At 47.5% G+C, this 26842-nt stretch carries 18 protein-coding genes; 14 read left to right on the top strand and 4 right to left on the bottom strand.

Annotation, left to right across the window (positions count from 1 at the left end):
- Positions 1–850 precede the first annotated feature (850 nt).
- The 4 genes from ACK5NH_RS05565 (at position 851) to ACK5NH_RS05550 (ending at position 7300) form a co-directional block, all read left to right on the top strand.
- Positions 851–3016: a TonB-dependent siderophore receptor gene (locus ACK5NH_RS05565; RefSeq protein ID WP_416918165.1), complete on the top strand. Its 2166-nt coding sequence runs from the start codon at positions 851–853 to the stop codon at positions 3014–3016.
- A gap of 409 nt (positions 3017–3425) precedes the next feature.
- Positions 3426–4715, top strand: a complete 1290-nt coding sequence (locus ACK5NH_RS05560) for an NCS2 family permease (protein WP_416918163.1) — start codon at positions 3426–3428, stop codon at positions 4713–4715.
- A 176-nt stretch (positions 4716–4891) separates the two neighbouring features.
- Positions 4892–6010, top strand: a complete 1119-nt coding sequence (proB, locus tag ACK5NH_RS05555) for a glutamate 5-kinase (RefSeq protein WP_220057477.1) — start codon at positions 4892–4894, stop codon at positions 6008–6010.
- A 12-nt stretch (positions 6011–6022) separates the two neighbouring features.
- Positions 6023–7300: a glutamate-5-semialdehyde dehydrogenase gene (locus tag ACK5NH_RS05550; protein WP_416918161.1), complete on the top strand. Its 1278-nt coding sequence runs from the start codon at positions 6023–6025 to the stop codon at positions 7298–7300.
- 73 nt (positions 7301–7373) lie between these two features.
- Here ACK5NH_RS05550 and ACK5NH_RS05545 read toward each other — a convergent pair whose 3' ends face one another.
- The 3 genes from ACK5NH_RS05545 to ACK5NH_RS05535 form a co-directional block, all read right to left on the bottom strand.
- Positions 7374–7676 carry a hypothetical protein gene (locus tag ACK5NH_RS05545; RefSeq protein WP_416918159.1) on the bottom strand — a complete coding sequence of 101 codons (303 nt, stop codon included), beginning with the start codon at positions 7674–7676 and terminating at the stop codon, positions 7374–7376.
- Positions 7677–7800: 124 nt separating this feature from the next.
- Complete coding sequence (ybaK, locus tag ACK5NH_RS05540) at positions 7801–8277, bottom strand: Cys-tRNA(Pro) deacylase (RefSeq protein ID WP_011621747.1); 477 nt, start codon at positions 8275–8277, stop codon at positions 7801–7803.
- A 142-nt stretch (positions 8278–8419) separates the two neighbouring features.
- Positions 8420–9340: a DMT family transporter gene (locus tag ACK5NH_RS05535; protein WP_416918157.1), complete on the bottom strand. Its 921-nt coding sequence runs from the start codon at positions 9338–9340 to the stop codon at positions 8420–8422.
- Between the two features lie 288 nt (positions 9341–9628).
- Between ACK5NH_RS05535 and dnaK the strand changes: the two genes are divergently transcribed.
- The 5 genes from dnaK to ACK5NH_RS05510 all read left to right on the top strand — a co-directional run bounded on the left by dnaK (position 9629) and on the right by ACK5NH_RS05510 (position 17238).
- On the top strand, positions 9629–11548 hold the full coding sequence (gene dnaK, locus ACK5NH_RS05530) for a molecular chaperone DnaK (protein WP_011621749.1): 1920 nt from the start codon (positions 9629–9631) through the stop codon (positions 11546–11548).
- Positions 11549–11657: 109 nt separating this feature from the next.
- Entirely contained in the window at positions 11658–12791 is a 1134-nt protein-coding gene (gene dnaJ, locus ACK5NH_RS05525) for a molecular chaperone DnaJ (protein WP_011716086.1), read from the top strand.
- A 1027-nt stretch (positions 12792–13818) separates the two neighbouring features.
- Positions 13819–14700, top strand: a complete 882-nt coding sequence (locus tag ACK5NH_RS05520) for a hypothetical protein (protein ID WP_172587440.1) — start codon at positions 13819–13821, stop codon at positions 14698–14700.
- A 469-nt stretch (positions 14701–15169) separates the two neighbouring features.
- Complete coding sequence (locus ACK5NH_RS05515) at positions 15170–16525, top strand: DEAD/DEAH box helicase (protein ID WP_416918154.1); 1356 nt, start codon at positions 15170–15172, stop codon at positions 16523–16525.
- 110 nt (positions 16526–16635) lie between these two features.
- Positions 16636–17238, top strand: a complete 603-nt coding sequence (locus tag ACK5NH_RS05510) for a GNAT family N-acetyltransferase (RefSeq protein ID WP_416918152.1) — start codon at positions 16636–16638, stop codon at positions 17236–17238.
- Positions 17239–17287: 49 nt separating this feature from the next.
- Here the strand turns inward: ACK5NH_RS05510 and ACK5NH_RS05505 are convergent, their stop codons facing one another.
- Positions 17288–19438: a TonB-dependent receptor gene (locus ACK5NH_RS05505; RefSeq protein ID WP_416918150.1), complete on the bottom strand. Its 2151-nt coding sequence runs from the start codon at positions 19436–19438 to the stop codon at positions 17288–17290.
- Between the two features lie 308 nt (positions 19439–19746).
- On the opposite strand from ACK5NH_RS05505, the gene ACK5NH_RS05500 reads away from it, so the two are divergent.
- The 5 genes from ACK5NH_RS05500 to carB all read left to right on the top strand — a co-directional run bounded on the left by ACK5NH_RS05500 (position 19747) and on the right by carB (position 26831).
- Positions 19747–20556 carry a M48 family metallopeptidase gene (locus tag ACK5NH_RS05500; RefSeq protein ID WP_416918148.1) on the top strand — a complete coding sequence of 270 codons (810 nt, stop codon included), beginning with the start codon at positions 19747–19749 and terminating at the stop codon, positions 20554–20556.
- Positions 20557–20748: 192 nt separating this feature from the next.
- Positions 20749–21366: an FKBP-type peptidyl-prolyl cis-trans isomerase gene (locus tag ACK5NH_RS05495; protein WP_416918146.1), complete on the top strand. Its 618-nt coding sequence runs from the start codon at positions 20749–20751 to the stop codon at positions 21364–21366.
- 72 nt (positions 21367–21438) lie between these two features.
- Positions 21439–22251, top strand: coding sequence for a 4-hydroxy-tetrahydrodipicolinate reductase (gene dapB, locus ACK5NH_RS05490; RefSeq protein WP_416918144.1), 813 nt, complete (start codon positions 21439–21441; stop codon positions 22249–22251).
- A 167-nt stretch (positions 22252–22418) separates the two neighbouring features.
- A complete protein-coding gene (gene carA, locus ACK5NH_RS05485; protein ID WP_416918142.1) occupies positions 22419–23579 on the top strand; it encodes a glutamine-hydrolyzing carbamoyl-phosphate synthase small subunit in 1161 nt (386 codons plus the stop codon).
- A 27-nt stretch (positions 23580–23606) separates the two neighbouring features.
- Positions 23607–26831: a carbamoyl-phosphate synthase large subunit gene (gene carB / locus ACK5NH_RS05480; protein WP_416918140.1), complete on the top strand. Its 3225-nt coding sequence runs from the start codon at positions 23607–23609 to the stop codon at positions 26829–26831.
- Positions 26832–26842 lie beyond the last annotated feature (11 nt).

The raw sequence follows: 26842 nt of genomic DNA, 5'->3' as shown, positions 1-26842 counted from the left end.
TTCTGTTTTTATGTGATGCGGGTCGCCAAAATTTCCGGCCTTTTAATGTAATTTAATTACATTAAAAGGCCTTAATTAAAAAAATACAAATAAAGCTTGTAATAAAACTACGAAAATATATAATGGTTTTCGTGGACAGGGCAATGCGCCATCCCCTCTAGTCTATCCAGGATGGATACCCTTCTCCAAGGACCCGAGTGACAAGTCGTCTCAACGGATTTGAGAATCTCTAGTTCCAAGGAACCGAGCCAAGCTTTACTAGAGTACTTAATCTCAACTTTACTTAGGAGTAATTGACTATGTCTTATACAGGCAAGAATTATTTTGTTTGGCAAAACACTTGGATCAACTCAGATGTTTTGCGTGGCGGTTTATTCGCTATGAGCTTTAAGGGCTAACTATCCCTTTAAACCTAGTTTCCATCATCCATCAACCTTTGTATCGCCTTTTTGGCGTGTTTAGACTCAAGTAGCATATCGGTGTTTTTGCATGGGTATGCCAGGTTTTTCCGCTAGCGCGGTTATGTACTTCCCCGAAAGGGACGCTTGAAATATGTCTTGCCTGCTCATTGAGCAGGCTTTTTTTTAGTTTTTTTCCACCGTTATCCCTCTATGTCGCCCATATCTTTCCAAGAACTTAAAATTTTTTGCTGCCATGTCGAGATAACTATTCTTTTCAATAGTTAATTTAATTACCTGTTTTTAAAACATAAAATTTTTTTACTAACGCATTCATCTTTTTGTACGACTTAAGAATGATAAATTTGTTACATTTATCACATAAATCACAAATGCAAATCGTTATCAATAGTGTTACCGTATGTACACCTTAACAAACTTGCTTAACGACTATGCGTTTTAATCTACTTCCTCTTGCGGCTGCGGTAACACTAGCATTGAATCCTTTGGCGTTGATGGCCGAAGAACAAACTTCTTCTAAAACAGAGACACAAGATCAAAATATCGAAAAAATTACAGTGATGGGTAAATACACTGTGAGTCGAAATATTGATACAGCGACAGGTCTCGGACTCACATTACGGGAAACGCCACAGTCGGTCAGCATCATGACGGCGGATCGGATTGAAGATCAGGCGTTAAATACTGTGGTCGACGTGGTCAATAACACTGTGGGCTTATCTTCTTCAAAAACCGATAACGTACGTAACGGTTTTTCGGCCCGCGGTTTTACCGTCCAAAACTATCAAATTGATGGCGTGCCTTTATCTTGGAGTTTAGGCGGCGATGCTGGCGAAACGGTATCGGATGTGTCTATTTACGAGCGCGTTGAAGTCGTGCGTGGTGCCACCGGATTATTAACGGGTGCAGGCGATCCTTCTGCCTCGATTAACTTAGTGCGTAAGCATGCCGACAGTTCCGATCTTAAAGGTTATGTGGATGTCGCCACTGGAAGTTGGGATAAAAAACAAGTCACCGCGGATGTGTCCAATGGTCTGAATGAAGACGGCAGTGTCCGTGGCCGTTTAGTCGCTAAGTATGTGAATAGCGATTCTTACCAAAATCTGTATCAAGACCGCAAAACCATTCTCTATGGTGTGGTCGATAGCGATATCACCGCCAACACTTTACTGCGTGTCGGTGCTAGCTATAACCACAACGATCCAAAAGGCGCGATGTGGGGCGCGTTGCCCGCCGTCTTTAGCGATGGCTCAGCCACAGATTGGGATACTTCGGCCACCACAGCCGCCGATTGGAGCCGCTGGGAAACCAAGAATATCAACTACTTTGCTAACCTAAATCATTACTTCAGCAATGGTTGGCAACTGGTGGCTAACTACAACCGCATGGAATATGAAACCACCACTAAGATGATCTACATGTCTGGTTTACTCGATAAAGACACGGGTGCTGGGCTCAGTGGTCAGCGTTATCACAGCCATGGTGAAAGTAACTCGAATAACTTTGATGTGCAGCTTAAGGGCGACTATGACCTCTTTGGTCAAACCCATGAGTTTGTGACAGGCGCCTTGTATAGTAAGCAAAAGTCCTACGCCGATACCTATGAGCCTATCCGCGACGATATGACGGGTTGGGACTCACAAGTGGTCGATAACTTTTACGAATGGCAACAAAATCAGTTTGCCGAGCCTGAATGGTCGACCAATGCGAACCGTCAGCTCAATATGGATACCGAGCAAAAAGGCTTTTATGCAGCGACTCGTCTGACCATCACCGATGATTTCAAACTGATTGCCGGTGGACGTATCTCAAGCTGGAACCGTGAAGGTGTGAGCTATGGTACTGACACTAACTTTGGCGATGATGGGGTGTTTGTGCCCTATGTAGGTGGTTTATACGATATCAATGAAGAGCACCGTATTTACGCCAGCTATACCGAGATTTTTAATCCGCAGAATTATTTCGATGCTAATCAAGAATATTTAGACCCATTAGAAGGTAAAGCCTACGAATTAGGTTTGAAGAGTTCCTATCTTGACGATCGCCTACATACCACTGTGGCCGTGTTCCAAATTGACCAAGATAACTTGGCAACCTTAGCTGGAACGATAGTTATTGGTGGACAACCCGTGAATTACTATGAAGCCGCACAAGGCACTAAGAGTAAGGGTTTTGAGCTAGAAGTGGTGGGTGAGCCTGCCGATGGCTGGAATATCTCTGCGGGTTATTCGCAATTTAATGCCGAAGATGCAGAGGGTAAGCGAGTGGCAACCACCAGTCCGCAGAAGCAATTTAAACTCTTTACTACCTATCAATTTGTGGATTTATTGCCCGAGTTAACCATAGGTGGTGGGGTGAATTGGCAAAGCGACAGTTACTCAGAGGGTGGTGGTGTGGCTATCAAGCAGGATGCTTATTCACTAGTGAATCTAATGGCACGCTACGATCTGGCTGAAAATATGGATCTGCAGGTTAACCTGGAGAATTTGCTGGATGAGAAGTATTATGCCTATATGACAGCGTCTGGCCTTGCTTACAGTGCGTATCACTACGGCGCGCCACGTAATTTTACCGTCAGCTTTAACTATCGCTTTTAAGCATTTTCCCCGTTGAACTCAAAAAGCCAGCGCCCTTAAGGGCGCCGGCTTTTTGATATCTACTTCAATCCGATTAGCGGCGCAGATATAGCCTAACATGCCGCTATGCAATAACCATTGTGCACAATTACGATTATTTCACTTAAAAAACAATATGCTGTTAATGTTGCACGGTATTAGACCATCCATAAGGCCGCAAGTCGCTCGCTAACCCCTATTTATTATGTGCTTTAATACGAATTGCTTATGGTGTTTTTTTGTTCTGTTTAGCGATTTCTATCAATAAAATCCCCATCAATTTTCTGGCCTGACCAGCACAAACTCCCTATAATCCCCTGCGAAAAACACTGCTACATAGTGTTTACATATTTAGACCCTACCTACTTAAAAAGAAAAGGAACCCAGTTCCATGTTAGAAAAGCTGTTCAAACTGAAACAAAATCAAACGAGCCTCAAGCAGGAAGCGATAGCAGGTTTGACAACATTTATGACTATGGCCTACATCATTTTTGTAAACCCAATGATGTTAGCCGATGCGGGTATGGATCATGGAGCCGTGTTTGTGGCTACCTGTTTAGCTGCGGCGGTGGGATGTATTGTGATGGGTGTGATGGCTAACTATCCCATTGCACTGGCCCCAGGTATGGGACTCAATGCCTTTTTTACTTACACAGTAGTCGGTGAAATGGGCTATAGCTGGGAAACGGCACTCGGCGCGGTTTTCTTATCGGGGATCTGCTTTTTAATCCTGTCTTTAGTGCGCATTCGCGAGTGGATTGTGAATAGTATTCCGATGTCGCTGCGCATCGGTATCGCCGCGGGTATTGGTTTATTCCTCGCGCTGATTGGTCTAAAGAGTGCCGGCATTGTGGTAGCAAGCCCTGCAACCTTAGTGACCATGGGTGATATTACGGCCTTCCCTGCTGTGATGGCCGTATTAGGTTTCTTCCTGATCATCGCTATGGTGCAACGTGGCATGAAATCGGCGGTCATTTTAAGCATCCTGATTATTACTGGGCTTGGATTAGTCTTCGGTGATGTGCATTACAACGGCATCGTCTCTATGCCACCTTCTGTCGCACCGACCTTTATGGCGATGGATTTATCTCAAGTATTTGAAGTGACAATGCTGTCTGTGGTATTTGCCTTCCTATTTGTGGATCTTTTTGACACATCAGGCACTTTAGTTGCTGTGGCGCAGCGCGGTGGTTTCCTCGATGAGAAAGGCCGTTTACCTCGCTTAAACCGTGCCTTAACCGCTGACAGTTTGGCGACGATTGCGGGTGCGACCTTAGGAACCTCTACCACCACCAGTTATATTGAGAGTACCGCTGGGGTGAGCGCGGGTGGCCGCACAGGCTTAACCGCTGTCGTGGTTGGCTTACTGTTTATCTTGGCCTTATTCTTATCGCCATTAGCTGGGATGATCCCCGCCTATGCAACGGCTGGCACGCTGTTTTATGTGGCAATTCTGATGATGTCCGGACTGGTTCACGTTGAATGGGAAGATTTAACCGAGGCTGCACCGGTAGTTGTGGTCTGTATCCTAATGCCGTTGACCTTCTCTATCGCCACAGGGATTGCACTGGGGATTATTTCCTATGCCGCCATCAAGCTATTAACGGGTCGTTTTAGCGATTTAAATATCGGGGTGATTGTGCTCGCAGCGATGTTTATTGCGAAATTTATTTACGGCTGATACTTAGTGAGTGGCTAATTAGTCCGTAATTATTTGAGGGTCATCTAATCGATGGCCCTTTTTTATGCGTGATCCCATGCAGAATTGAAAATTTCTACCAACATCCTGCCCACTAACTACCAATTGCTCTGCGGATTAGGTATAAGGATTATCCGGTTATTTTCTACATATGAATAATGAATTTAAGTGAGATAGCGTATCGCCGCGTGGTAGTGAAGTTGGGGACGAGTGTGCTGACTTCTGGCAGTAAACAGCTGGATAAAGCCCATATGGTTGAGCTTGCTCGTCAAATGGCCGCACTGATGAGATCAGGGGTCGAAGTTGTATTATGCACTTCTGGCGCAATTGCTGCTGGACGCGAACATCTCCAATACCCGGTATTGCCCGACACTATGGCTAACAAACAGTTATTAGCCGCTGTCGGGCAGAGTCAGCTTATTCTCGCTTGGGCACAACTCTTTAGCATCTACGGTTTGCATGTGGGGCAATTGCTGCTGACCCGCGCCGATCTACACGATAGGGAGCGGTATTTGAATGCCCGCGATACCCTTAATGCCTTGTTGGCAAACAATATTATTCCTATCATCAACGAAAACGATGCGGTTGCCACTAACGAGATCAAAGTAGGCGATAACGACAATTTGTCGGCGCGTGCGGCGCTGCTGTGTGATGCTGACCTGTTGATTTTGTTGACGGATCAAAAGGGCCTGTTCGATGCCGATCCGCGCACCAACCCTAATGCTAAGTTGATTTCTCAGGTTGAAAAAATTGACGATAGCTTACGTCTGTTAGCCGGTGGTTCGGTTTCGGGATTAGGCACGGGCGGAATGTCAACTAAGCTAGAAGCAGCGGATATTGCTCGCCGCGCAGGCATTGAAGTGGTGATTGCCTCGGGTCATCATCCCGATGTGATTAAAAAAGTTGTCGGCAAAGAATCTGTCGGCACGCATTTTAGCGCTATCGAAAATCCATTAGAGAGCCGCAAACAGTGGATTTTAGCGGGACCCGCTGCCCAAGGTTCACTGGTGCTCGATGCTGGCGCTGTGAAAGCCGTGACCGAAAAAGGTCGCAGCCTACTTTCTAAGGGGATTATTGGCGTTAAAGGGGAATTTGAACGCGGGGCAACCCTGCAATTGGTTGACCAAAAAGGAAAAATCATTGCCAGAGGCATCACTCGCTACTGTGGTGATGCCTTAGGGTTAATTGCGGGTAAACATTCCGACGAAATCGAGTCAGTGCTCGGTTACGATTATGGTGACGCAATAGTGCACCGCAACGACATGGTCGTCTTATAAGCGAGGTCTGTTTTGAGTCAAACTAATCAAACGCAATATTTACAACAACTAGGTAGCCAGGCTAAACAAGCGAGCTATGCTTTGGCTAGTCTAAGCGCCGCACAGAAAGCGGAATTACTTGAAGCGATTGCCGAGGCCCTGACGCAGAACACTCAGGCCATTCTTGCGGCCAACGCCAAAGACGTTGCAGCCGCTAAGGCTGAAGGCTTGAATGATGCGATGATCGACCGCCTTTTGCTGAACGAATCGCGTCTGGTGGGGATTATCGGCGACATCGGTGATGTGGTTCGCCTTGCCGATCCCGTTGGAGAGGAATTTGGTAGTCGAGTTCTAGACAACGGCTTAAGGCTGACGCGTCGCCGGGTACCACTGGGCGTAATTGGGGTTATCTACGAGGCGCGGCCGAATGTCACGGTCGATATTGCCGTGTTGGCACTTAAAACCGGTAATGCGGTTATTTTGCGCGGCGGAAAAGAAACGCTCGAATCTAACAAGTTGATAAGTGAAGTGATCCGCGGTGCCATCGCGAGCCAAGGTCTGCCTATTGATGCTGTGCAACTGATTGATTCTCCCGATAGAGCCTTAGTCACAGGCCTACTCAAGCTCGACCAATATGTCGATATGATCGTCCCCCGTGGCGGACAAGCACTGCAGCGCCTATGCGCCGAGCAAGCGACGATTCCGGTGATTTTAGGTGGCATTGGGATCTGTCATCTGTATGTCGATAAACATGCCGATCTTGAGCGCGCACTCGAGGTGATTGCTAACGCAAAAGTGCAGCGCCCGACGGTATGCAATGCGTTGGATACCTTGCTGGTGGATAACGCAGTTGCCGAGCGCTTTGTGCCGCAAATTGCCGAGTACTTACATCGCTTAGGTGTGCGTTTTTCAGTGTGTGAACAAAGCTATGCACTGCTCGATGGGCTGGGCTTTGATATTTCTGCAGCAACTGAGCAAAGCTTTGCTACCGAATGGTTATCTTTGACCTTAGGAATTAAAGTGGTGAATGATATTGATGCTGCGGTTGCCCATATCCGTACCTATTCCAGTGGACACTCGGAGGCGATTCTGACCGATGATATCCATGCTGCAACGCATTTTATGAACGAAGTAAATTCGGCGGCCGTGTATGTTAATGCCAGCACGCGCTTTACCGATGGTGGCCAATTTGGCTTGGGGGCCGAGGTGGCCGTGAGCACGCAAAAACTTCACGCCCGAGGCCCTATGGGACTTGAGGCGCTGACCACCTATAAGTGGCTAGCATGGGGTGATTACACTAGCCGCGCATAGTGGATTAAGCACAGTAAAAGTCGCTCTATTAAAAAGCCGCAATTGCGGCTTTTTTAATAGGTAAACGGCGCGGTTAATGGATAAGTGGAGTGTAAGTGGCGATTAACCACAGACAGAGAAACGCCACCGACATCACTATAGTGAATTTACGAAAGGCTCTGATATATATCAAAGTATAAAGAAAATACTTTTCCTGCACTCTACGGGTGATCAATACCGAGGGGAGTAAAAAGCTGCAATAGAGCATCACCACCATGGTTGTGAAACCGTTTCCCCAAAAATGTTCGTAGATGAAAAGGGCAATACAAATGAGCATGGCAACCCAACCGACAGGGCTTAAGCCATCTTCTTGATTCCATTGAGTTGATTTTTCCATCTGACTATCCTTAGTCGTATGTTTACAGTTCAATTTATAGACGGATATGCTGCAGTTTTCAACTCTGTTGAGGATAAATGCTGTGATGCTCTCAGCATATTTTAGCAATATCTGATGTTTTGCCTTAAAGGGTTTTAATATCCGCAAATGACCCGCGGCATAATTTTGCTAAGTCATTCGCCGCAAGGCAGATTTCAAGGCCGCGGCGGCCAGCACTGACGTAGATTTTATCGAATTGCTGAGCCGTCGCATCGATCAGCGTTGGCAGCTGTTTTTTCTGGGCTAGGGGGCTAATGCCGCCAACGAGGTAGCCAGAGGATTTTTGCGCTAAATCCGCATCGGCCATTTGCAGTTTTTTCTGGCCTAAACATTTAGCGACGGCTTTTAAATTGAGTTGATGGTCAACGGGCACTAGCGCGACGGCAAGCGGCGGATGGGCTTTATCGGTCGCGACCAGTAAGGTTTTAAACACTTGCGCGGGGGCGAGCCCTAACACATTGGCGGCTTCTTCACCGTAAGCGGCGCAGTGTGGGTCGTGACTGTATTCTAAGATTTCAAAGGGAATTTTGGCTTTCTTTGCCATTTGTACGGCTGGTGTCATGCTCTCGTCCTCGCGCCCCAAAATTAGGTGCAATAAAAGTCTAGGGGCAATAAAAGTCCGCCATAGTAGCCCTTTCTGCGGCGTTAAAATGTTAGCTCGGGCATAAATTATCTATGCCAGAGTGAGTCACCTTATCCCTTGTTTAGTCCGCAAGCTTGGTATTGAGTTTGGTTTTACGTTCCAAATAGCGCGGCAATAACTGCTGTAACATCATGCCGCTTAAAATAAAGCCGAGTCCAATGTAGGTTGCTGTGGCAATGGTTTCTTGCAAAATCCAAGCAATAAACCCAATCGACATGACCGGCGATAAAAACACTAAGGTACTGATATTGGCCGTGCGAGTGGCGGTTTTAAGCGCCATTAACCAGAGTACGAAGGTTATGCCCATTTCAAATAAACCAACATACATGCCTGCCATCACGGCGCTAATACTAAAGCTGGGCAGAGTATCGGTTAGCAGCAGGGTGACGGTAATAAAGGGTAAGCCAATTAAAAAGCTTAACAATAGGCTCACGACAGGATCGCCTTGATCTTTAGTGTTCACAATCCAATATAGGCACCAGAGCAAAGTGCTAGTTAATGCAAGACCAATCCCTAAAGGACTATCAAAGCGAAAACCGCTGACATCGCCGCCAGTGGCGATAATAAACACCCCTGAGTAGGCAATCAGCGCTGCAATCATATCGCTCTTACGCAAATGTTGTTTCAGCAGCGGCGCGGCTAACAGCGGCAGCAATACCGCCCAAGTGTAATTGAGTGAGAGCGCCTGCTGTGCGGGTAAGAGTGAATAGGCTTTAAACAACACCAAATAATAAAGAAAAGGATTAATCAGCCCTGTGACCAGATAAAAAGCCGGGCGGCGAAGGAGCTGCGCTTTAAGAAGGGGTAGTTTTTTTTGCCAAGCGAGAATGGCGCCTAGAGCAACGATTGAGGTGAGTACCGCCACAAACACCAGTTGCAATGGGCTATAAAACCCGAGGGCAATCTTAAATGCGGTTGCCACCGTCGACCAGAGGAATACCGCGGCCATGCCGTACACATACGCCAAATTTGAAGACTTCACACTATTTACCCTATGCGCTTAAACACGACTCAATGTGCGCAGATTGAATAACAGCTATTGCTGATAAGCAAGCGGATTTTGCGGTTTTGAATATTTTATACAGCCGAGTTTTTCGAAAAGATATATCAGAAAAATTTTTTATCGGCCCTTGTAATTAAATTCCCTGTCCCAATATAGGTGTTAAGGCAGAGAAGGTGGCCAAAAATGGACTTGATAAACAATACGTCCGGCCCCATATCAAAACCAACTTATAAATTTTAGTTAGACAGAAATTTTTCGGAGGACCTCATGGGTAAAATTATTGGTATCGACTTAGGCACAACAAACTCTTGTGTAGCTGTCCTCGATGGCGGCAAAGCACGCGTATTAGAGAATGCTGAAGGCGATCGCACAACCCCGTCTATCATCGCTTACACCGATGATGAGACTATCGTGGGTCAGCCAGCAAAACGCCAAGCTGTAACTAACCCAAATAACACATTCTTCGCGATCAAGCGTTTGATCGGTCGTCGCTTCAAAGATGACGAAGTTCAACGTGACGTGAACATCATGCCATTCAAAATTATCCAAGCCGACAACGGTGATGCTTGGGTTGAATCACGTGGCAACAAAATGGCTCCACCACAGGTTTCTGCTGAAATCTTGAAAAAGATGAAGAAAACTGCAGAAGACTTCTTAGGTGAAGAAGTAACAGAAGCGGTTATTACCGTTCCTGCATACTTTAACGATTCACAACGTCAAGCCACTAAAGATGCGGGCCGCATCGCGGGTCTTGAAGTTAAACGTATTATCAACGAACCAACGGCTGCAGCACTGGCCTACGGTATCGACAAGAAGCAAGGCGACAACATCGTTGCAGTGTACGACTTAGGTGGTGGTACATTCGATATCTCTATCATCGAAATCGACAGCAACGACGGCGACCAAACTTTCGAAGTATTAGCGACTAACGGTGACACTCACTTAGGTGGTGAAGACTTTGATAACCGTTTAATCAACTACTTAGCTGACGAATTCAAGAAAGAGCAAGGCTTAGATCTGCGTAAAGATCCATTAGCAATGCAACGTCTGAAAGAAGCGGCTGAAAAGGCGAAGATTGAGCTTTCAAGCACCAACCAAACTGAAGTGAACCTGCCATACATCACTGCTGATGCAACAGGTCCTAAGCACTTAGTGGTGAAAATCACCCGTGCTAAGTTGGAATCTCTGGTTGAAGACTTAATCATTCGTACTTTAGAGCCATTAAAAGTGGCACTGGCTGACGCTGACTTATCAGTATCAGACATCAACGAAGTGATTCTGGTGGGCGGTCAAACCCGTATGCCTAAGGTTCAAGAAGCAGTGACTAACTTCTTCGGTAAAGAACCTCGTAAAGACGTAAACCCTGACGAAGCCGTAGCCGTAGGTGCTGCGATTCAAGCGGGCGTACTGTCAGGCGACGTGAAAGACGTTCTGCTGTTAGACGTAACACCACTGTCTCTGGGTATCGAAACCATGGGCAGCGTAATGACCAAGCTGATTGAGAAAAACACCACTATTCCGACTAAGGCGCAGCAAGTGTTCTCAACAGCCGATGACAACCAAAGTGCAGTTACCATTCACGTACTGCAAGGTGAGCGTAAGCAAGCAAGCGCGAACAAGTCATTAGGTCAGTTCAACCTTGACGGTATTGAGCCAGCACCACGTGGCATGCCACAAATCGAAGTGATGTTCGATATCGACGCTGACGGTATTCTGCATGTTTCTGCCACCGATAAGAAAACTGGTAAGAAACAAAACATCACTATCAAAGCTTCTTCTGGCTTAAGCGAAGAAGAAGTGGCGCAAATGGTACGTGACGCTGAAGCACACGCTGAAGAAGACAAGAAGTTTGAAGAGTTAGTGCAATCTCGCAACCAAGCTGACGGCTTAGTTCACGCAACTAAGAAACAAGTTGAAGAAGCGGGCGATGCACTGCCAGCAGACGACAAAGCTAAGATTGAAGCGGCAATGAGCGCAGTTGAAGTTGCAACTAAAGGCAACGACAAAGAAGCCATTGAAAAAGCGACTCAAGAGCTGATTGAAGCGTCTGCTAAGCTGATGGAAATTGCTCAGGCTAAAGCTCAAACTCAAGGCGGCGCACAAGAAGGTGCTGCTAAACAGTCTAACGCGACTGCCGATGACGTTGTCGATGCTGAATTTGAAGAAGTGAAAGACGACAAGAAATAACATTTGCTCTCAATCAAATTGATTGATTTCAAATAGTTAATTTCTAGGCGGGCGTTACGGGGAAACCCTAACGCCCGTTCGTTCAACTTAAGCTGAGAAGCATGAGATTATGTCAAAGCGAGATTATTACGAAGTATTAGGCGTTGGTCGTGACGCCAGCGAACGTGAAATTAAAAAAGCCTACAAGCGTTTGGCGATGAAGTTTCACCCCGATCGCAATCCTGGCGACAAAGCTGCCGAGGCGAGCTTTAAAGAAGTTAAAGAAGCCTACGAGATCCTTACCGATGCCAACAAAAAAGCGGCCTATGACCAATTTGGTCATGCGGGTGTGGATCCGAATCGCGGCGGCGGTGGTGGCTACGGCGGTGCGGGAGATTTCGGCGATATTTTCGGTGATGTCTTTGGCGATATTTTCGGCGGTGGACGCCGTGGCGGTCAACGCCAAGCGGCCCGCGGCTCAGATTTACGTTACAACCTAGAGTTATCACTGGAAGAAGCCGTAAAAGGCCTCACCAAAGAACTGCGTATTCCAACCTTAGCCAGCTGTGATGTGTGTGACGGTAGCGGCGCGAAAAAAGGCTCTTCGGCGACTACCTGTGGCACCTGTCATGGTCAAGGCCAAGTGCAAATGCGCCAAGGTTTCTTCACCGTACAACAGCCATGTCCAACCTGTCATGGTCGCGGCAAGATCATTAAAGATCCTTGCTCTAAGTGTCATGGCGATGGCCGTGTCGAGAAGACCAAAACCCTGTCAGTTAAGATCCCTGCGGGTGTCGACACTGGCGACCGTATCCGTTTAGCGGGTGAAGGCGAAGCGGGTGAGTTTGGTGCGCCTCCGGGCGATTTATACGTTCAGGTCACAGTACGTGAACATGCTATTTTCGTGCGTGATGGCAACAACCTCTACTGCGAAGTGCCGATTTCATTCAGCAAAGCGGCGCTCGGCGGTGAGATTGAAGTGCCAACACTGGACGGCAAAGTCAGTCTGAAGATCCCAGCCGAAACTCAAACGGGCCGTATGTTCCGTCTGCGTGGCAAAGGGGTTAAATCGGTTCGCAGCCATGCCGTTGGCGACTTGCTCTGCAAAGTCGTGATGGAAACGCCAGTCAACCTAAACGAACGTCAGAAAGAATTACTGCGTGAGTTTGAGGCGACCTTAACCGGTGAATCAAAGAAGCACAGCCCAAAGGCTGAAGGCTTTTTCGATGGCGTGAAGAAGTTTTTCCAAGACCTAAATAGCTAATTAGGTTGGGTGGTGCCGCTGTTATGTTAGTTAGCAGCGCACTAGATAAATAAACCCCCGCAGTGTTTAATACTAGCGGGGCTTTTTTATAGTTGTTTTATGCAAAAACCACTTAAAAGGTTTGATGTTAGTTTGATTGTTCTGCTTTGCTATTTGTCTTGATAGCCGAGATTGTGTGTGACTTAAACCTAGCGTTAGGCTTCTCTTTTTTAAAGAAAAATCCAAGTCGTGGGGCTTCACCCCACACCCGACCAAGGAGGACTGCTCGTCCTATCCTCCTTGGATGCTCCAAGACGCCCCAACGGAGTTGAAAGCCCCTTGCGCTCATCGCCAAATTTGCTATCGCTTCCGAAGGATGCGTCCCTGCACCTGCGAAAGCTAGCTTGCCATCCATGGCAAGACTCACGCAATTTGTCTATTCGCCCTGCGGCAACTCCGAGGGGAGATGTATTCCTTAGGCTCTGATGTGTTCGGTAAATTGTTCAGGCATAAAAGTTATGCCTGTCCGATCTTTCTAGTTTGAGATTTCGATGGTTTTTAAAAGCAAAATCAAAGTCGTGGGGGTTCACCCCACACCCGACCAAAAGGGGAAAAGCGCCTGTTCCCCTTTTGGCTTATTTATAAAACATGGCCCGGCGTCCCCAACGGAGTTGAAAGCCCCTTGGGCATTAAGCGTCCTTATGCTAGCGCGTCAGACGCTCGTCCCTGATTCGACTGACGCTATCTCGGCATCCATGCCTCGCTCACGCAACGGACGCAAATGCCCTGCGGCAACTCCGAGGGGATGGTGAACACTTGTAGCTTTGGTGTTGTCTGCGATTTGCTTAAAAAGATATGTCACATCTTTCTGTTTTCTTGTCCAAAATTTAACAGTGGCTGACTCTATTAACTCGTGACTAAGTAACTTTCCGTTGCTTGAAGCCAAACCCTGAGTGCATGATGTTGCTTTAACTTGGGTGACCTGATTCATTTTTGATGGCTCCCTTTTTGTTATTGGCTTATCTAACTTAGTTATTCGAGTATTGTTATGGAAGGCAATTATTTAGTAATGGCCCAAAAGCATTATGCTAGTTGCATTGAGCATCTTAATTCTGGGGATAATTTCAGACTTCGCTATGCAGCTCTTGATATGAGGCTTGCCATTGAAGCCACGATTTACAAAAAGTATGAGTTGCTGGGGGAAATTAGAGACGAGATCTCAAAAAGCATATGGCAGCCAAAGCACTTACTTCGGAGGATTGAACAACTTCATCCTGAGCTTAATACGGATGTGCAAATAGCCGTAGCCTTTGTTGAAAATGATAATACTCCGCCTCCATCGGAGGAGTCTTACTGGATAAAGCTGCCTAATTGTGAAGCTATCAACTTAAGAGTATTGGATAAGGATTATGGAACGTTAGGTGGATATGTTCACATGCCTATTCCTCACGATTTAGAGTCAACTTCATATGACAAGATTAGGTCTAAGCTAACTGAGATTAGTGAGCGCTGGGACGTATTGATTAAGAGCTGGCATCTCAATATGACACCGGAATTGGTAACCGATGATTTTTGTAAAAGTTGCGGTTCACGTCTTATCTATTCTCAGCGGTTTGTCAAAATTGGAAACGTCATTAGGTGCCTTAATCAGAACTGTGAAGCGGAATACAAGATTAACCAATCTCGCAAGTTAGAGTACCAGTCAGTATTAGAGGTTCCTTGTAAGCACTGTTCTAACGTAATGGACATACATAAGAATCAAGTCAACGGTTACATAAAACAACTTCTTAGTGGGCAGCAACCTACCATTGAGCTCAGATGTTCAGATTGCGCTGGTCAAACACGAGCATATCTGGGTTTTTCATATGAGAGTAAGCCTGATGAGGAGGGAGTGGCTTATCACCTTGAGGACGACATGCATACTGAATGATGGAGCCGTAAACTCTTTTGGAATTAACAATTAGCACCGATAAATCAGAAGTTTATCTCCCCTGCGAAGTTGCTGAAGGGCGTTGAAGGAAATCGCGTGAGCGAGGCATGGATGCCGAGTTAGCTTTCGGGGTACAGGATGTACCATCGGAAGCGTTAGCGATTTTCGAATAAGCACGAAGCTAGTCTCTAATGCATGTAACTTCGCTAGGGCGGCAAGGGAGATCCAAGAGGGGATTGCTGTTGATCCCCTCTTGGTCGGGTGTGGGTTGAAGACCCACGACTTTGACTTTATCTTTGATTTAAAAATTTAAATGAAGTTTGAAAATTAGGCTTTGGGCTTACGTAACGTGAATAGTTAAATATCCCGTCGAAAACTACCCCAAGGCTTTAGTCAAAGCCGAAACAACATTGGTATTAACAGCCAACTCTGCGTAAACTTTCGCTCCCATGTTTTTATCGGTGTTGCGATGACCATTCCTAAGCCTTCTCTTTCCACTGAGCCTTCCCCAGAGTCGTTAACCTTTGCCGAACTTGGCGTTAATTTGGCGTTATGTTCGGTATTGCCTGCCGCACTCAAGTATCCGACACGGGTACAGCAATTAGCGATTCCGGCGATTCTTACTGGGCGAGATGTGCTAGCGCTGTCGCAAACCGGTAGCGGTAAGACCTTGGCTTTCGGCTTACCCTTGCTGCAGGCTATCTATCAACAACTTAAGCACCAAGTGGGGTTAGCGGGGGGGGAGTCATCCTCGGCCAGCAATGCGCAGGCCTTAGTGCTAGTGCCGACACGGGAGTTAGCGCAGCAGGTAACGATGGCGCTGCACGCGCTGGCGAGTCAGTTATCCGTATCGATTCCTTTGAAGATTCAGCTCCTCTGTGGCGGCATAGCGCAGGAAGATCAATTAGCCGAACTTGCCGCTAAACCGCAGCTTGTCGTGGCAACCCCTGGGCGCTTATTGGATTTATGTACACAGTCCCATATCAGTCTCGAGTCGGTAAAATACCTAGTGCTAGACGAAGCCGACCGCTTACTGGAAATGGGATTTTGGCCCGATGTGCAAAAGCTGATGGCAATGATGCCTAAGCGTAAGCAAACCTTACTGTTTTCCGCCACCTTGCCAGAGGCTTTAGATTCTTTGGCGGGTAAATTGCTGAGCAATAATCCCCTTCGGGTTGAGGCCAGTACACGCAATGCTGTCGCCGCCGAAATCGAAGAGCGACTGTATTTAGTCAATAAGGGCAGCAAGGCGCAGGCATTGATTGCGTTACTCAAGCAATATAAATGGCCGCAAGTGCTGGTGTTTATCAGTGCCCGCGACGATGCCGATGCGATAGCGAAACGACTACTTAAGGCGGGGATAAATGCTGCTGCGCTGCACGGCGAAAAAGATCAAACTGTGCGCCGCCAAACCTTGGCCGGCTTTAAAGCCAATCGCATTCAAGTGGTGGTGGCGACGGATTTAATGGCCCGAGGTATTCATGTTGATGCCTTACCAGTGGTGATCAATTTAGATTTACCCACCAGTGCGCCTGTGTATGTGCACCGTATTGGCCGCACCGCAAGGGCGGGCGCCAAAGGGCTCGCTATTTCTTTGGTGTGCCATGGTGAAATGCCAAGCTTAACCGCGATCCGCAACTTGACGGCGCGTGAGTTACAGTTAGCATCATTGGCAGACTTTCCAGTAACGGATAAGCCGAGTGAAAAAGTCGGAGAGGATGGTTCTGATAATAAAGTGACACCTAAGCGTCCACCTCGTGATAAACAGGCGAATCGTCGCAGCATCAATAAACACAGTGTCAAAGCATTTAAAGGTAAACGTTGAGTGTAAACTGATAACTGCATAGCGCTTATTAGCAGTTGTTCACCTTTTCCCTCAGAGTGTAACTTTGTGACTATATAACTTAGGGACTTATTGACATTAGGGGATAAGACATGGCATCGACACTGGCGTTAAATAAAGCACTTCATAACCTAGTTAATTACGGTTTAACCACCAAACGCTTTACGATTCGTCCATTTCAGCGAGCGGATCTTGAGGCTTTTGCCGCTTATCGAGCCGACCCTAAGGTCGCCAAATATCAAAGTTGGACGGATTACAGCTATAGCGAGGCTGTCGCGCTATTCGAGAACATGGATTATGCGCAATTTGGTGCGGCGGATACCTGGTTTCAACTGGCGATTGTCAGTGAGGCATCGGGAACGACATCGACTAAACTAGTTGGCGACCTGGCGCTGCATTTTATCGATGAGCAGCAAATGGAAATCGGCTTTACGATTGCTCCAGAGTTTCAAGGTCAACAGGTTGCATTTGAGGCCGTCAGCGCATTGCTGGGTTATCTCTTTGTGGAATTAGATAAGCATCGTGTTATTGCTATAACCGATGTAGACAATCTTGCCAGTTGCCGCTTACTCGAAAAACTCGGTTTTAGGCGCGAAGCCCATTATGTGAAAAATATCCTCTTTAAGGGCGCGTGGGGTGATGAGTATCTCTACGCCTTGTTAAAGGCGGAGTATAAAGCCAAGCAGGACGCGTAATCCCATTTGGCTTCATTTACTCTGTGATTAACTTTTTTTCGAGAGCATCTTAAAACTGGTAGCTTACGCCGACATTCATTGTCGTCCCTAAGCCTTTGGTGTTGTAGCCCTTAAAGGTAAAAGATTGCGAGCGGGCAGAGTAGTAATCTTCGTTGAGCAGGTTTTCCACCCCAAGTGATAAAGTCCAATCATTTATTTGGTAGCTACTGCTCAAATTGACAATATTGTAATGCTCAACGGGTCCTTGACTGCCAACATACGCGCCATTAATTGGCTCGAATCGGTCGCGGTCACCGACATATAGATAGGCAAGGCTAATATTGCTGTCATCTGTGGGTTGCCAGTCTAAGGTGGCAGTAAATTTAGGTGGTGAGATGACTTGCCCATCTAAATATTCATCCTTTTCGGTATCTTTCCCTTCGACGAAGCTATAGCTCATGCCTGTGCTGAGATTGTCTAGCCAAGCGTAATTGACTTGCGCCTCGTAACCCCAAATTTCTTGCGGGGCGCGAATAGGCACATATGCGCCTGATACAGCATCATATTTGCTGCTAGTGCCGAGTTCTGATTCGCTGAAAAAGGCGGCTAGCTCATAGGAAAAGGCATCAATATAGCCTGATACACCTATCTCATAGTTATCAATTATGGCTGCCTGTGTTTTTATTAAGGCGATGTCATTTACCGATGCCGTACGTAACAACAGACCAAGATCAGAAATGTCTGCGCCTTGGGAATAACTGATAAACGGGCTAGCAAAGCTGCTGCCAGTATAACGTAACCCTAAATTATAGGTGGTGGCGTTAAAGCCTAAGTCACCGCCTTTTACGTCAATCGATTCAGTACACTGAGTCGCACTCGCACACAGCTTTAACGTGCTGTAATCATTAACACTTAAATCCACGCTATCCTGACGAACTCCCGCCTTAATGACCCAATCATCAAACATGACCCACTTAGTTTGCAGATAAAAAGCAAGGTTAGTCATGTCCATTTCAGGGACCCAAATACGGCCATCCTCGAGCGGCTGACTGCTGATATCCTGCAAGGCATCGACACCATAAATAAAGTTGGCGGCTATGTTGTCCCAATCGACCTCGGTATTAAAGTTAGCGCGTAAGCCAATTTTTTCAGACAGAATAATCGATTGCCCACCGCTGTATCCTTCAGAAGGATTCGCGAGTGAGGACGAGAAGAAAAACATGTTATCGATTTTTTGGCTGTAGGCGTCTAGCACCATTTGTGTGTTATCCAATAATGCATTGTCAACATATTTTAGGGTCAGGTTATGGTTGCCCTTAGGCCCCTGTGGCTCGCCCAGTTTAGGCTTGCCTGAGGTATCTTTCATGGCGTAGGTTTTAACGCCCGAATTGACACTGCCAGTGACATCGACTAGGTTGGCATCCTGTTGTGCTTCGTAGTAGTTGTAGGTGAATTGCAGTGATCTGGCATCGGTAAACTGATATTGCAATTTGGTAAATAGGTTTTGAGTTTTCGTTTCGGATAATCCATAAACCAGGCCCGGTACATCACCTTCTGCATCACGCTGCAGACCCGTTTCTTCGGTCACGGCATTTAATACATAACTGAACTTTTCAAGTGAGCCATCCACTCCCGCATTAAAGCGATAGCCTGCGCTGTCTTCAAACTTAACAGTACTGAATTTACTCGAGGCGCCAAGGTTAACCTGCGCTTTACTGTCGCCAGGTTTCTTGGTGATGTAGTTGATAATACCGCCGGCGGCTCCATTACCGTAGATTGAGGTCGCGCCTTTAATCACTTCAATACGTTCAATGGCATTAACATCCACAGAGCGTATATCAAGCGAGCCATTACGCAGTGGTGTCGATTGCGGTACACCATCAATTAGTACTAGAGCCTTACGCCCGCGCAGCGTTTGCCCAGCATTACTCGAGGTACCTGAGGATGGCGCTAAACCAGGGACGCGTATTGCGAGAATATTTTGTAGCTCAGAGCTGACCTTGAGATCTTGGTTAAGAGTGTCGTTATCAATTAAGGTGACTGAGGAGGGGACTTCATCAATGCGTTCCACGACGCGGCTCCCCGTTATAATTAGGCGTTCAACGTTTGCTGGTGTGACAGAGTCTACGGGTGTGGTGGCAAAGGCCATACCTGAAAATAACGCTGAACCAACTAAAGCATAACGAATTGAAGCAGCACATGGGGTGAGCGTGAGTCGCATAGTAAATCCTATTAAGTGAGCATGAAATTTAGGCGTAGCATTGGGTCCAGCTAAAGACTGATATCAAGGCTAAAACGCACGAATGATAATTATTATCGAATGGTTTTGCAGGTTATTTACATTTGTTAATTTTTATCGAGGAAAATGGGGTTTTCCGTCATGGCGATGATAAAAGTGGGCTTGAGTTGCTGTTGTGTGCGGAACAGACATAATTTTGCTTATTGATCCTATCTCAGTAAAATCTTAGTCATTATCAGTTGAGTCACTTGGCCGCCATCTTCGGCCTGGTTCGGATTAAGGAGTTCCCTATGAAATCAACAACACTCGCCTTAGTGGCGGTTGGACTCACGTTAGGATTATCGGGCTGCGCGACCACTAAATCGCCCACGGGGCGGGGTCAAACCTTGCTGTATTCGGCGTCGCAGATGCAGCAAATGGGGGATGCTTCCTTTGAAGAAATGAAAAAGCAGCAGAAGATCAGCAGTGATAAAAAGCTTACGCAGTACGTAAATTGCGTGGCGAATCGCGTGACTGCTGTGTTACCCGATCAAAGCCAGAAGTGGGATGTCGTATTGTTCAACTCCGAGCAAGTGAATGCCTTTGCACTGCCGGGTGGCCACATTGGCGTGTATACCGGATTACTCAAAGTGGCGAGTACACCGGATCAACTGGCCACAGTGTTAGGGCATGAAGTGGCCCACGTATTAGCGCAGCACGGTAATGAGCAAGTGTCTCGTGCGCAAATGACGGGCATGGGGATGCAAATCGCCGATGCGGCCCTTGGCGCGAGCGGCGTCTCAAACCGTGACTTATATATGTCTGCTCTAGGGCTTGGTGCTCAGGTTGGGGTGATCTTACCCTTTGGCCGCGCTCAGGAGAGTGAGGCGGATGTGATGGGGCTGGAGTTAATGGCACGGGCCGGATTCGATCCGGCGCAGAGCGTGGCGCTCTGGCAAAATATGTCAAAGGCGGGCGGTAGCCAAGGGCCTGAATTATTATCGACCCATCCATCAAACAGTAATCGCATTGCCCAACTTGAGCAATTACAGGGCCAAATGCAGCCTTTGTATCAGAGTTCAAAGGCGAATATCAAAAACCAATGCGTGCTGCCTAAATAGCGATTTAGGGTGTGGCGTTCGTTTACAAGCTGGCCTTATCTTGCCGCAATTAGGCGCTATTGCTGGATAAATACGCATGGGTTACGTAAAATCGCCGCCAAAGTTAAATAAGCAGTCAGTTTATCAGCATAGGGCGTGGAACTATGGTAAACTGGCGCGCAAAATTCCATTGAACATTGAGAGTCGTTAATTATGTCTGATAAATTCAGTACTGTTGAACAGCAAGCAAGCTATGGTGTAGGTCGTCAAATGGGCGAACAACTGGCTGCCAATTCTTTTGAAGGTGTGGATATTGCTGCCGTTCAAGCAGGTTTAGCCGATGCATTTGCTGGCGTTGAGAGCGCTGTATCTATGCAAGATATGCAAGTTGCATTCACTGAGATCAGCCGTCGTATTCAAGCGGCTCAAGAGCAAGCTGCTGCTGCGGCTTCTGCCGAAGGCGAAGCATTTTTAGCTGAAAACGCTAAGCGTGCTGGTGTAATCGTGACTGAGTCTGGTCTGCAATACGAAGTGTTAGTTCAAGGTAGCGGTGCAAAACCAACCTACGAAGACACAGTTCGCACTCACTACCATGGTTCTTTCATCAATGGTGACGTGTTCGACAGCTCTGTTGTTCGTGGCCAACCCGCTGAATTCCCAGTCTCTGGCGTTATCGCCGGCTGGACTGAAGCGCTGCAACTGATGCCAGTAGGCACCAAGTTAAAATTATTCGTTCCACATCACTTAGCTTACGGTGAACGTGGTGCGGGTGCTTCTATTCCTCCATACTCAACCTTAGTGTTTGAAGTCGAGTTATTAGACATCGTCTAATGTGATCGAAACGCCTAAGCCTGTCTTAGGCGTTTTTGTATAGAAGTGATGAACAGGTTTGAGGAGATTGAAATGGGTGGACAAGTGAGAGTTGCAATTGTCGGTGCGGGTGGACGCATGGGACGGACTCTTATTGAATCGGCTTATCATCAAGAGCACATTCGCCTAGGCGCGGCTATCGAGCGTTCCGGTTCAAGCTTAGTCGGCGTGGATGCGGGCGAGCTGGCGGGTGTCGGTAAGTTAAATGTCATTGTGATGGATTCGCTCGACTATGCGACCGACGACTTTGATGTGTTGATTGATTTCACTGCGCCAGAGGCCAGTATTGTCCATTTAGACTGGTGTGTGCGCCATAAGAAAGCCATTGTGATTGGCACGACCGGTTTCAATCATGCTCAAAAAGAACAGATTAATGCCTTTGCTGAGCAAACCCCGGTGGTGATGGCGCCGAATATGTCTGTGGGTGTCAATCTGATGTGGAAATTGCTCGAACTGGCCGCTGAGGTCATGGGCGATTACACCGATATCGAAATTATCGAAGGTCACCACAGACATAAAAAAGATGCGCCATCGGGCACAGCACTAAAGATGGGTGAAGTCATCGCTAAGACCTTAGGTCGCGATCTCGAAAAATGTGCCGTGTATGGCCGCGAAGGGATCACTGGCGAGCGTGATCGTGAAACCATAGGTTTTGCCACTGTGCGCGCGGGTGACTTAGTCGGTGAACACACAGCTATGTTTGCCGATATCGGTGAGCGTTTGGAGATCACCCATAAAGCGTCTAGTCGTATGACCTTTGCTAATGGCGCTATGCGTGCCGCCCACTGGTTAGTGGAACAAAAACCGGGTCTGTATGATATGCAGCAGGTATTAGGTTTGAATTAAAATAAAAAACGCCATTTGGCGTTTTTTTTTGCACTCAGATACCAAGGTGTAGACGAGTTCGAGTTTATCCTGTAAACTCGCTTGAATTTGTCAAAATTTCGTAAATCAGCGGAAATTGGTATCTTAACATAACATAAAAACATTATATTTCAGTGGCTTGGCTCTTTATGGAGGTCGCGTTGACAAAGTCTGCCTTACTCGTACTCGAAGATGGAACCGTATTCACTGGCACAGCGATAGGTGCCGATGGTCTCTCTGTTGGTGAAGTTGTTTTTAACACTTCGATGACAGGATACCAAGAAATTTTAACTGATCCCTCTTATTCACGCCAGATTGTAACTTTAACCTACCCCCACATTGGTAATACTGGTACCAATAATGAAGACGTCGAATCCAATGGGGTTCATGCTTGTGGTTTAATCATTCGCGATCTTCCGCTCATAGCAAGTAGTTTCCGTAATCAACAAACTCTCAGCGATTATCTCAAAGCAAACAATGTTGTTGGCATCGCAGATATCGATACTCGTAAATTAACTCGAATCCTCCGTGAAAAAGGTGCCCAAGCGGGTTGCATCATGGCGGGTGCTGACTTAGATGAAGCTAAAGCACTTGCAGCCGCTAAAGCCTTCCCTGGTTTAAAGGGTATGGATTTAGCGAAAGAAGTGACGACCGAGACAGCCTATCAATGGCGTAAAGGTAGCTGGCGTTTGGTGGGCGGTTTGCCAGCAGATACGCCAGCAGAAGAGTTAAAGTACAAAGTCGTGGCCTATGACTACGGCGTTAAGCAAAACATCCTGCGCATGTTGGTTGACCGTGGCTGTGACGTGACGGTTGTTCCTGCAAAAACACCTGCTTCAGAAGTGTTAGCGATGAACCCAGACGGTGTGTTCCTCTCTAACGGCCCTGGTGACCCAGAGCCATGCGACTATGCCATCGAAGCGATTCAACAAATCCTGAAAACCGATACGCCTATTTTCGGTATCTGTTTAGGCCACCAGTTACTGGCATTGGCATCAGGCGCGAAAACCTTAAAGATGAAGTTTGGTCACCACGGTGCTAACCACCCAGTGAGCAATATCGAAAAAGGTAACGTGATGATCACTAGCCAAAACCACGGTTTTGCTGCCGATGAAGCCACATTACCTGCCAATATCAAAGTGACCCACAAGTCACTGTTCGATGGTTCACTACAAGGTATCCATCTGACGGACAAGCCAGCGTTCAGCTTCCAAGGTCACCCTGAAGCGAGCCCTGGTCCGAACGATGCGGCCCCACTGTTCGATCACTTTATCGAGCTTATTGAACAATACCGTCAGAACGCTAAGTAATACGCAAGCTAGGAGAAGAGAGAAGCAATGCCAAAACGTACAGATATAAAGAGTATTCTTATCCTAGGTGCAGGCCCAATTGTTATTGGTCAGGCGTGTGAATTCGACTATTCAGGCGCTCAAGCCTGTAAAGCCCTGCGTGAAGAAGGTTACCGCGTCATTCTGGTGAACTCTAACCCTGCCACCATTATGACCGACCCTGAAATGGCCGATGCCACTTACATCGAGCCAATCCAATGGGAAGTGGTACGTAACATTATCGCCAAAGAACGTCCTGATGCGATTCTGCCAACCATGGGCGGTCAAACCGCGCTGAACTGCGCCCTTGAGCTTGAAGCCAAAGGCGTACTGGCTGAATTCAACGTTGAAATGATCGGTGCAACCGCCGATGCGATTGATAAAGCAGAAGACCGTAGCCGCTTCGACAAAGCCATGAAGAGCATTGGCTTAGAGTGTCCACGCGCGGGCATCGCCCACAGTATGGAAGAAGCCTATGGTGTACTCGACCTCGTTGGTTTCCCTTGTATTATCCGTCCATCATTCACTATGGGTGGCTCGGGCGGTGGTATCGCCTACAACAAGGAAGAGTTCGAAGAAATCTGTTCTCAAGGTTTAGATTTATCGCCAACCAAAGAGCTGCTCATCGACGAGAGCTTAATCGGTTGGAAAGAATACGAGATGGAAGTGGTTCGTGACCGTAACGACAACTGCATCATCGTCTGCTCTATCGAAAACTTTGACCCAATGGGCGTGCACACCGGTGATTCTATTACCGTTGCGCCAGCACAAACCCTGACCGATAAAGAATACCAATTGATGCGTAATGCCTCTATGGCGGTACTGCGTGAGATTGGTGTTGAAACCGGTGGTTCGAACGTACAGTTCGGTATCAACCCGAAAGATGGCCGTATGGTTATCATCGAGATGAACCCACGTGTATCACGTTCATCTGCTCTGGCATCTAAAGCGACGGGTTTCCCAATCGCAAAAATTGCTGCCAAGTTAGCGGTCGGTTTCACCCTCGATGAGCTGATGAACGACATCACTGGCGGCCGTACGCCAGCGTCATTCGAGCCAGCCATCGACTACGTTGTGACTAAAGTACCTCGCTTTAACTTTGAAAAGTTTGCTGGCTCGAACGATCGCTTAACCACTCAGATGAAGTCTGTGGGTGAAGTGATGGCGATTGGCCGTACCTTCCAAGAGTCACTGCAAAAAGCCCTGCGTGGTTTAGAAGTGAGCCGTCACGGCTTTGACCCAATTACTGACTTAACCAAACCCGATGCCTTAGCGCGCATTCGCCTCGAGCTGAAAGAGCCAGGCTGTGACCGTATTTGGTACATTGCCGACGCTATGCGTGCGGGTTTAACCCTGGATGAAATCTTCCGTTTAACCAATATCGACCCATGGTTCTTAGTACAGATTGAAGAGCTGATTAAGCTGGAAGGCCAAGTGGCCGAAGGCGGTTTAGCCGGTCTTAACGAAGAACTGCTGCGTAAACTTAAGCGTAAAGGCTTTGCCGATGCGCGTCTGGCGGCGGTCCTTGGCGTAAACGAGACTGAAGTTCGCAAACTGCGTGACCGTTTCGACATTCACCCAGTGTATAAGCGCGTAGATACCTGCGCCGCAGAATTTGCCACCGACACCGCTTACATGTACTCAACCTATGAGGAAGAGTGTGAAGCGAACCCATCAGATCGCGAAAAAATCATGGTGTTAGGCGGTGGTCCAAACCGTATCGGTCAAGGTATCGAATTCGATTACTGCTGTGTGCACGCGGCATTAGCACTGCGTGAAGACGGTTATGAAACCATCATGGTGAACTGTAACCCTGAAACCGTTTCTACCGACTACGACACTTCAGATCGTCTATACTTCGAGCCTGTTACCCTAGAAGACGTGTTAGAAATCGTCCGTATCGAGAAGCCAAAGGGCGTTATCGTACAGTACGGTGGTCAAACTCCGCTGAAACTGGCTCGCGCCCTTGAGGCGGCGGGTGTGCCAATTATTGGTACTAGCCCAGATGCGATTGACCGTGCAGAAGACCGTGAGCGTTTCCAACAGGCGATTCAACGTCTGGAAATGAAGCAACCAGAAAACGATACAGTAACCACTGTTGAAGGTGCTGTGATTGCCGCGGAGCGTATCGGTTATCCGCTGGTTGTTCGTCCGTCCTACGTTCTGGGCGGCCGCGCGATGGAAATCGTTTATGACCAACAGGATTTACTGCGCTACTTCAACGAAGCGGTAAGCGTATCTAACGCATCGCCAGTACTGCTCGATCACTTCTTGGATGATGCCATCGAAGTGGATATCGATGCAGTCTGTGACGGCGAAACTGTGGTTATCGGCGCTATCATGGAGCATATCGAGCAAGCAGGTGTTCACTCAGGTGACTCAGGTTGTTCACTGCCTCCTTACACCTTAAGCCAAGCTATCCAAGACGAAATGCGCGTACAAGTACGTAAGCTTGCGATGGAACTCGGTGTTGTCGGTCTGATGAACGTACAGTTTGCCGTGAAGAATAACGAAATCTATATGATTGAAGTTAACCCACGTGCAGCGCGTACCGTGCCATTCGTGTCGAAAGCGACGGGTGTACCTTTAGCTAAGATTGCTGCCCGTGTGATGGCAGGTCAAAGCCTGAAGGCACAAAACTTCACTGAAGAAGTGATTCCACCTTTCTACTCAGTGAAAGAAGTGGTACTGCCATTTAACAAGTTCCCTGGCGTTGACCCACTATTAGGCCCTGAAATGCGCTCAACGGGTGAGGTAATGGGCGTGGGCGACACCTTCGCCGAAGCCTATGCTAAGGCGCAGTTAGGTGCGACCTCTGAAGTGCCTAAGTCTGGTCGTGCGCTGCTATCTGTACGTAACAGCGATAAGAAGCGCGTTGCCGATTTAGCCGCTAAGCTGATTGAGCTGGGTTATCAAATCGATGCCACCCACGGTACTGCGGTTATCCTAGGTGAAGCGGGTATCAACCCACGCTTAGTGAACAAGGTACACGAAGGCCGTCCACACATTCTTGATCGTATCAAGAACGGTGAGTACACCTATATAGTGAACACCACCGAAGGCCGTCAAGCGATTGAAGACTCACGTCAATTACGTCGCGGTGCACTGCGTTACAAAGTGAACTATACAACGACAATGAATGCGGCATTCGCGACTTGTATGGCTCACGCTGCGGATGACCGCACTAACGTGACCTCAGTACAAGAGTTGCATCAGCGCATATTGGCTAAATAAGCCTAAGCCAT

The organism is Shewanella sp., from assembly GCF_047975355.1.
In the GTDB taxonomy this organism is placed as follows: Bacteria; Pseudomonadota; Gammaproteobacteria; order Enterobacterales; family Shewanellaceae; genus Shewanella.
Note: the sequence above shows the minus strand (reverse complement) of the source record. Positions and strands in the feature narration are given on the sequence as shown.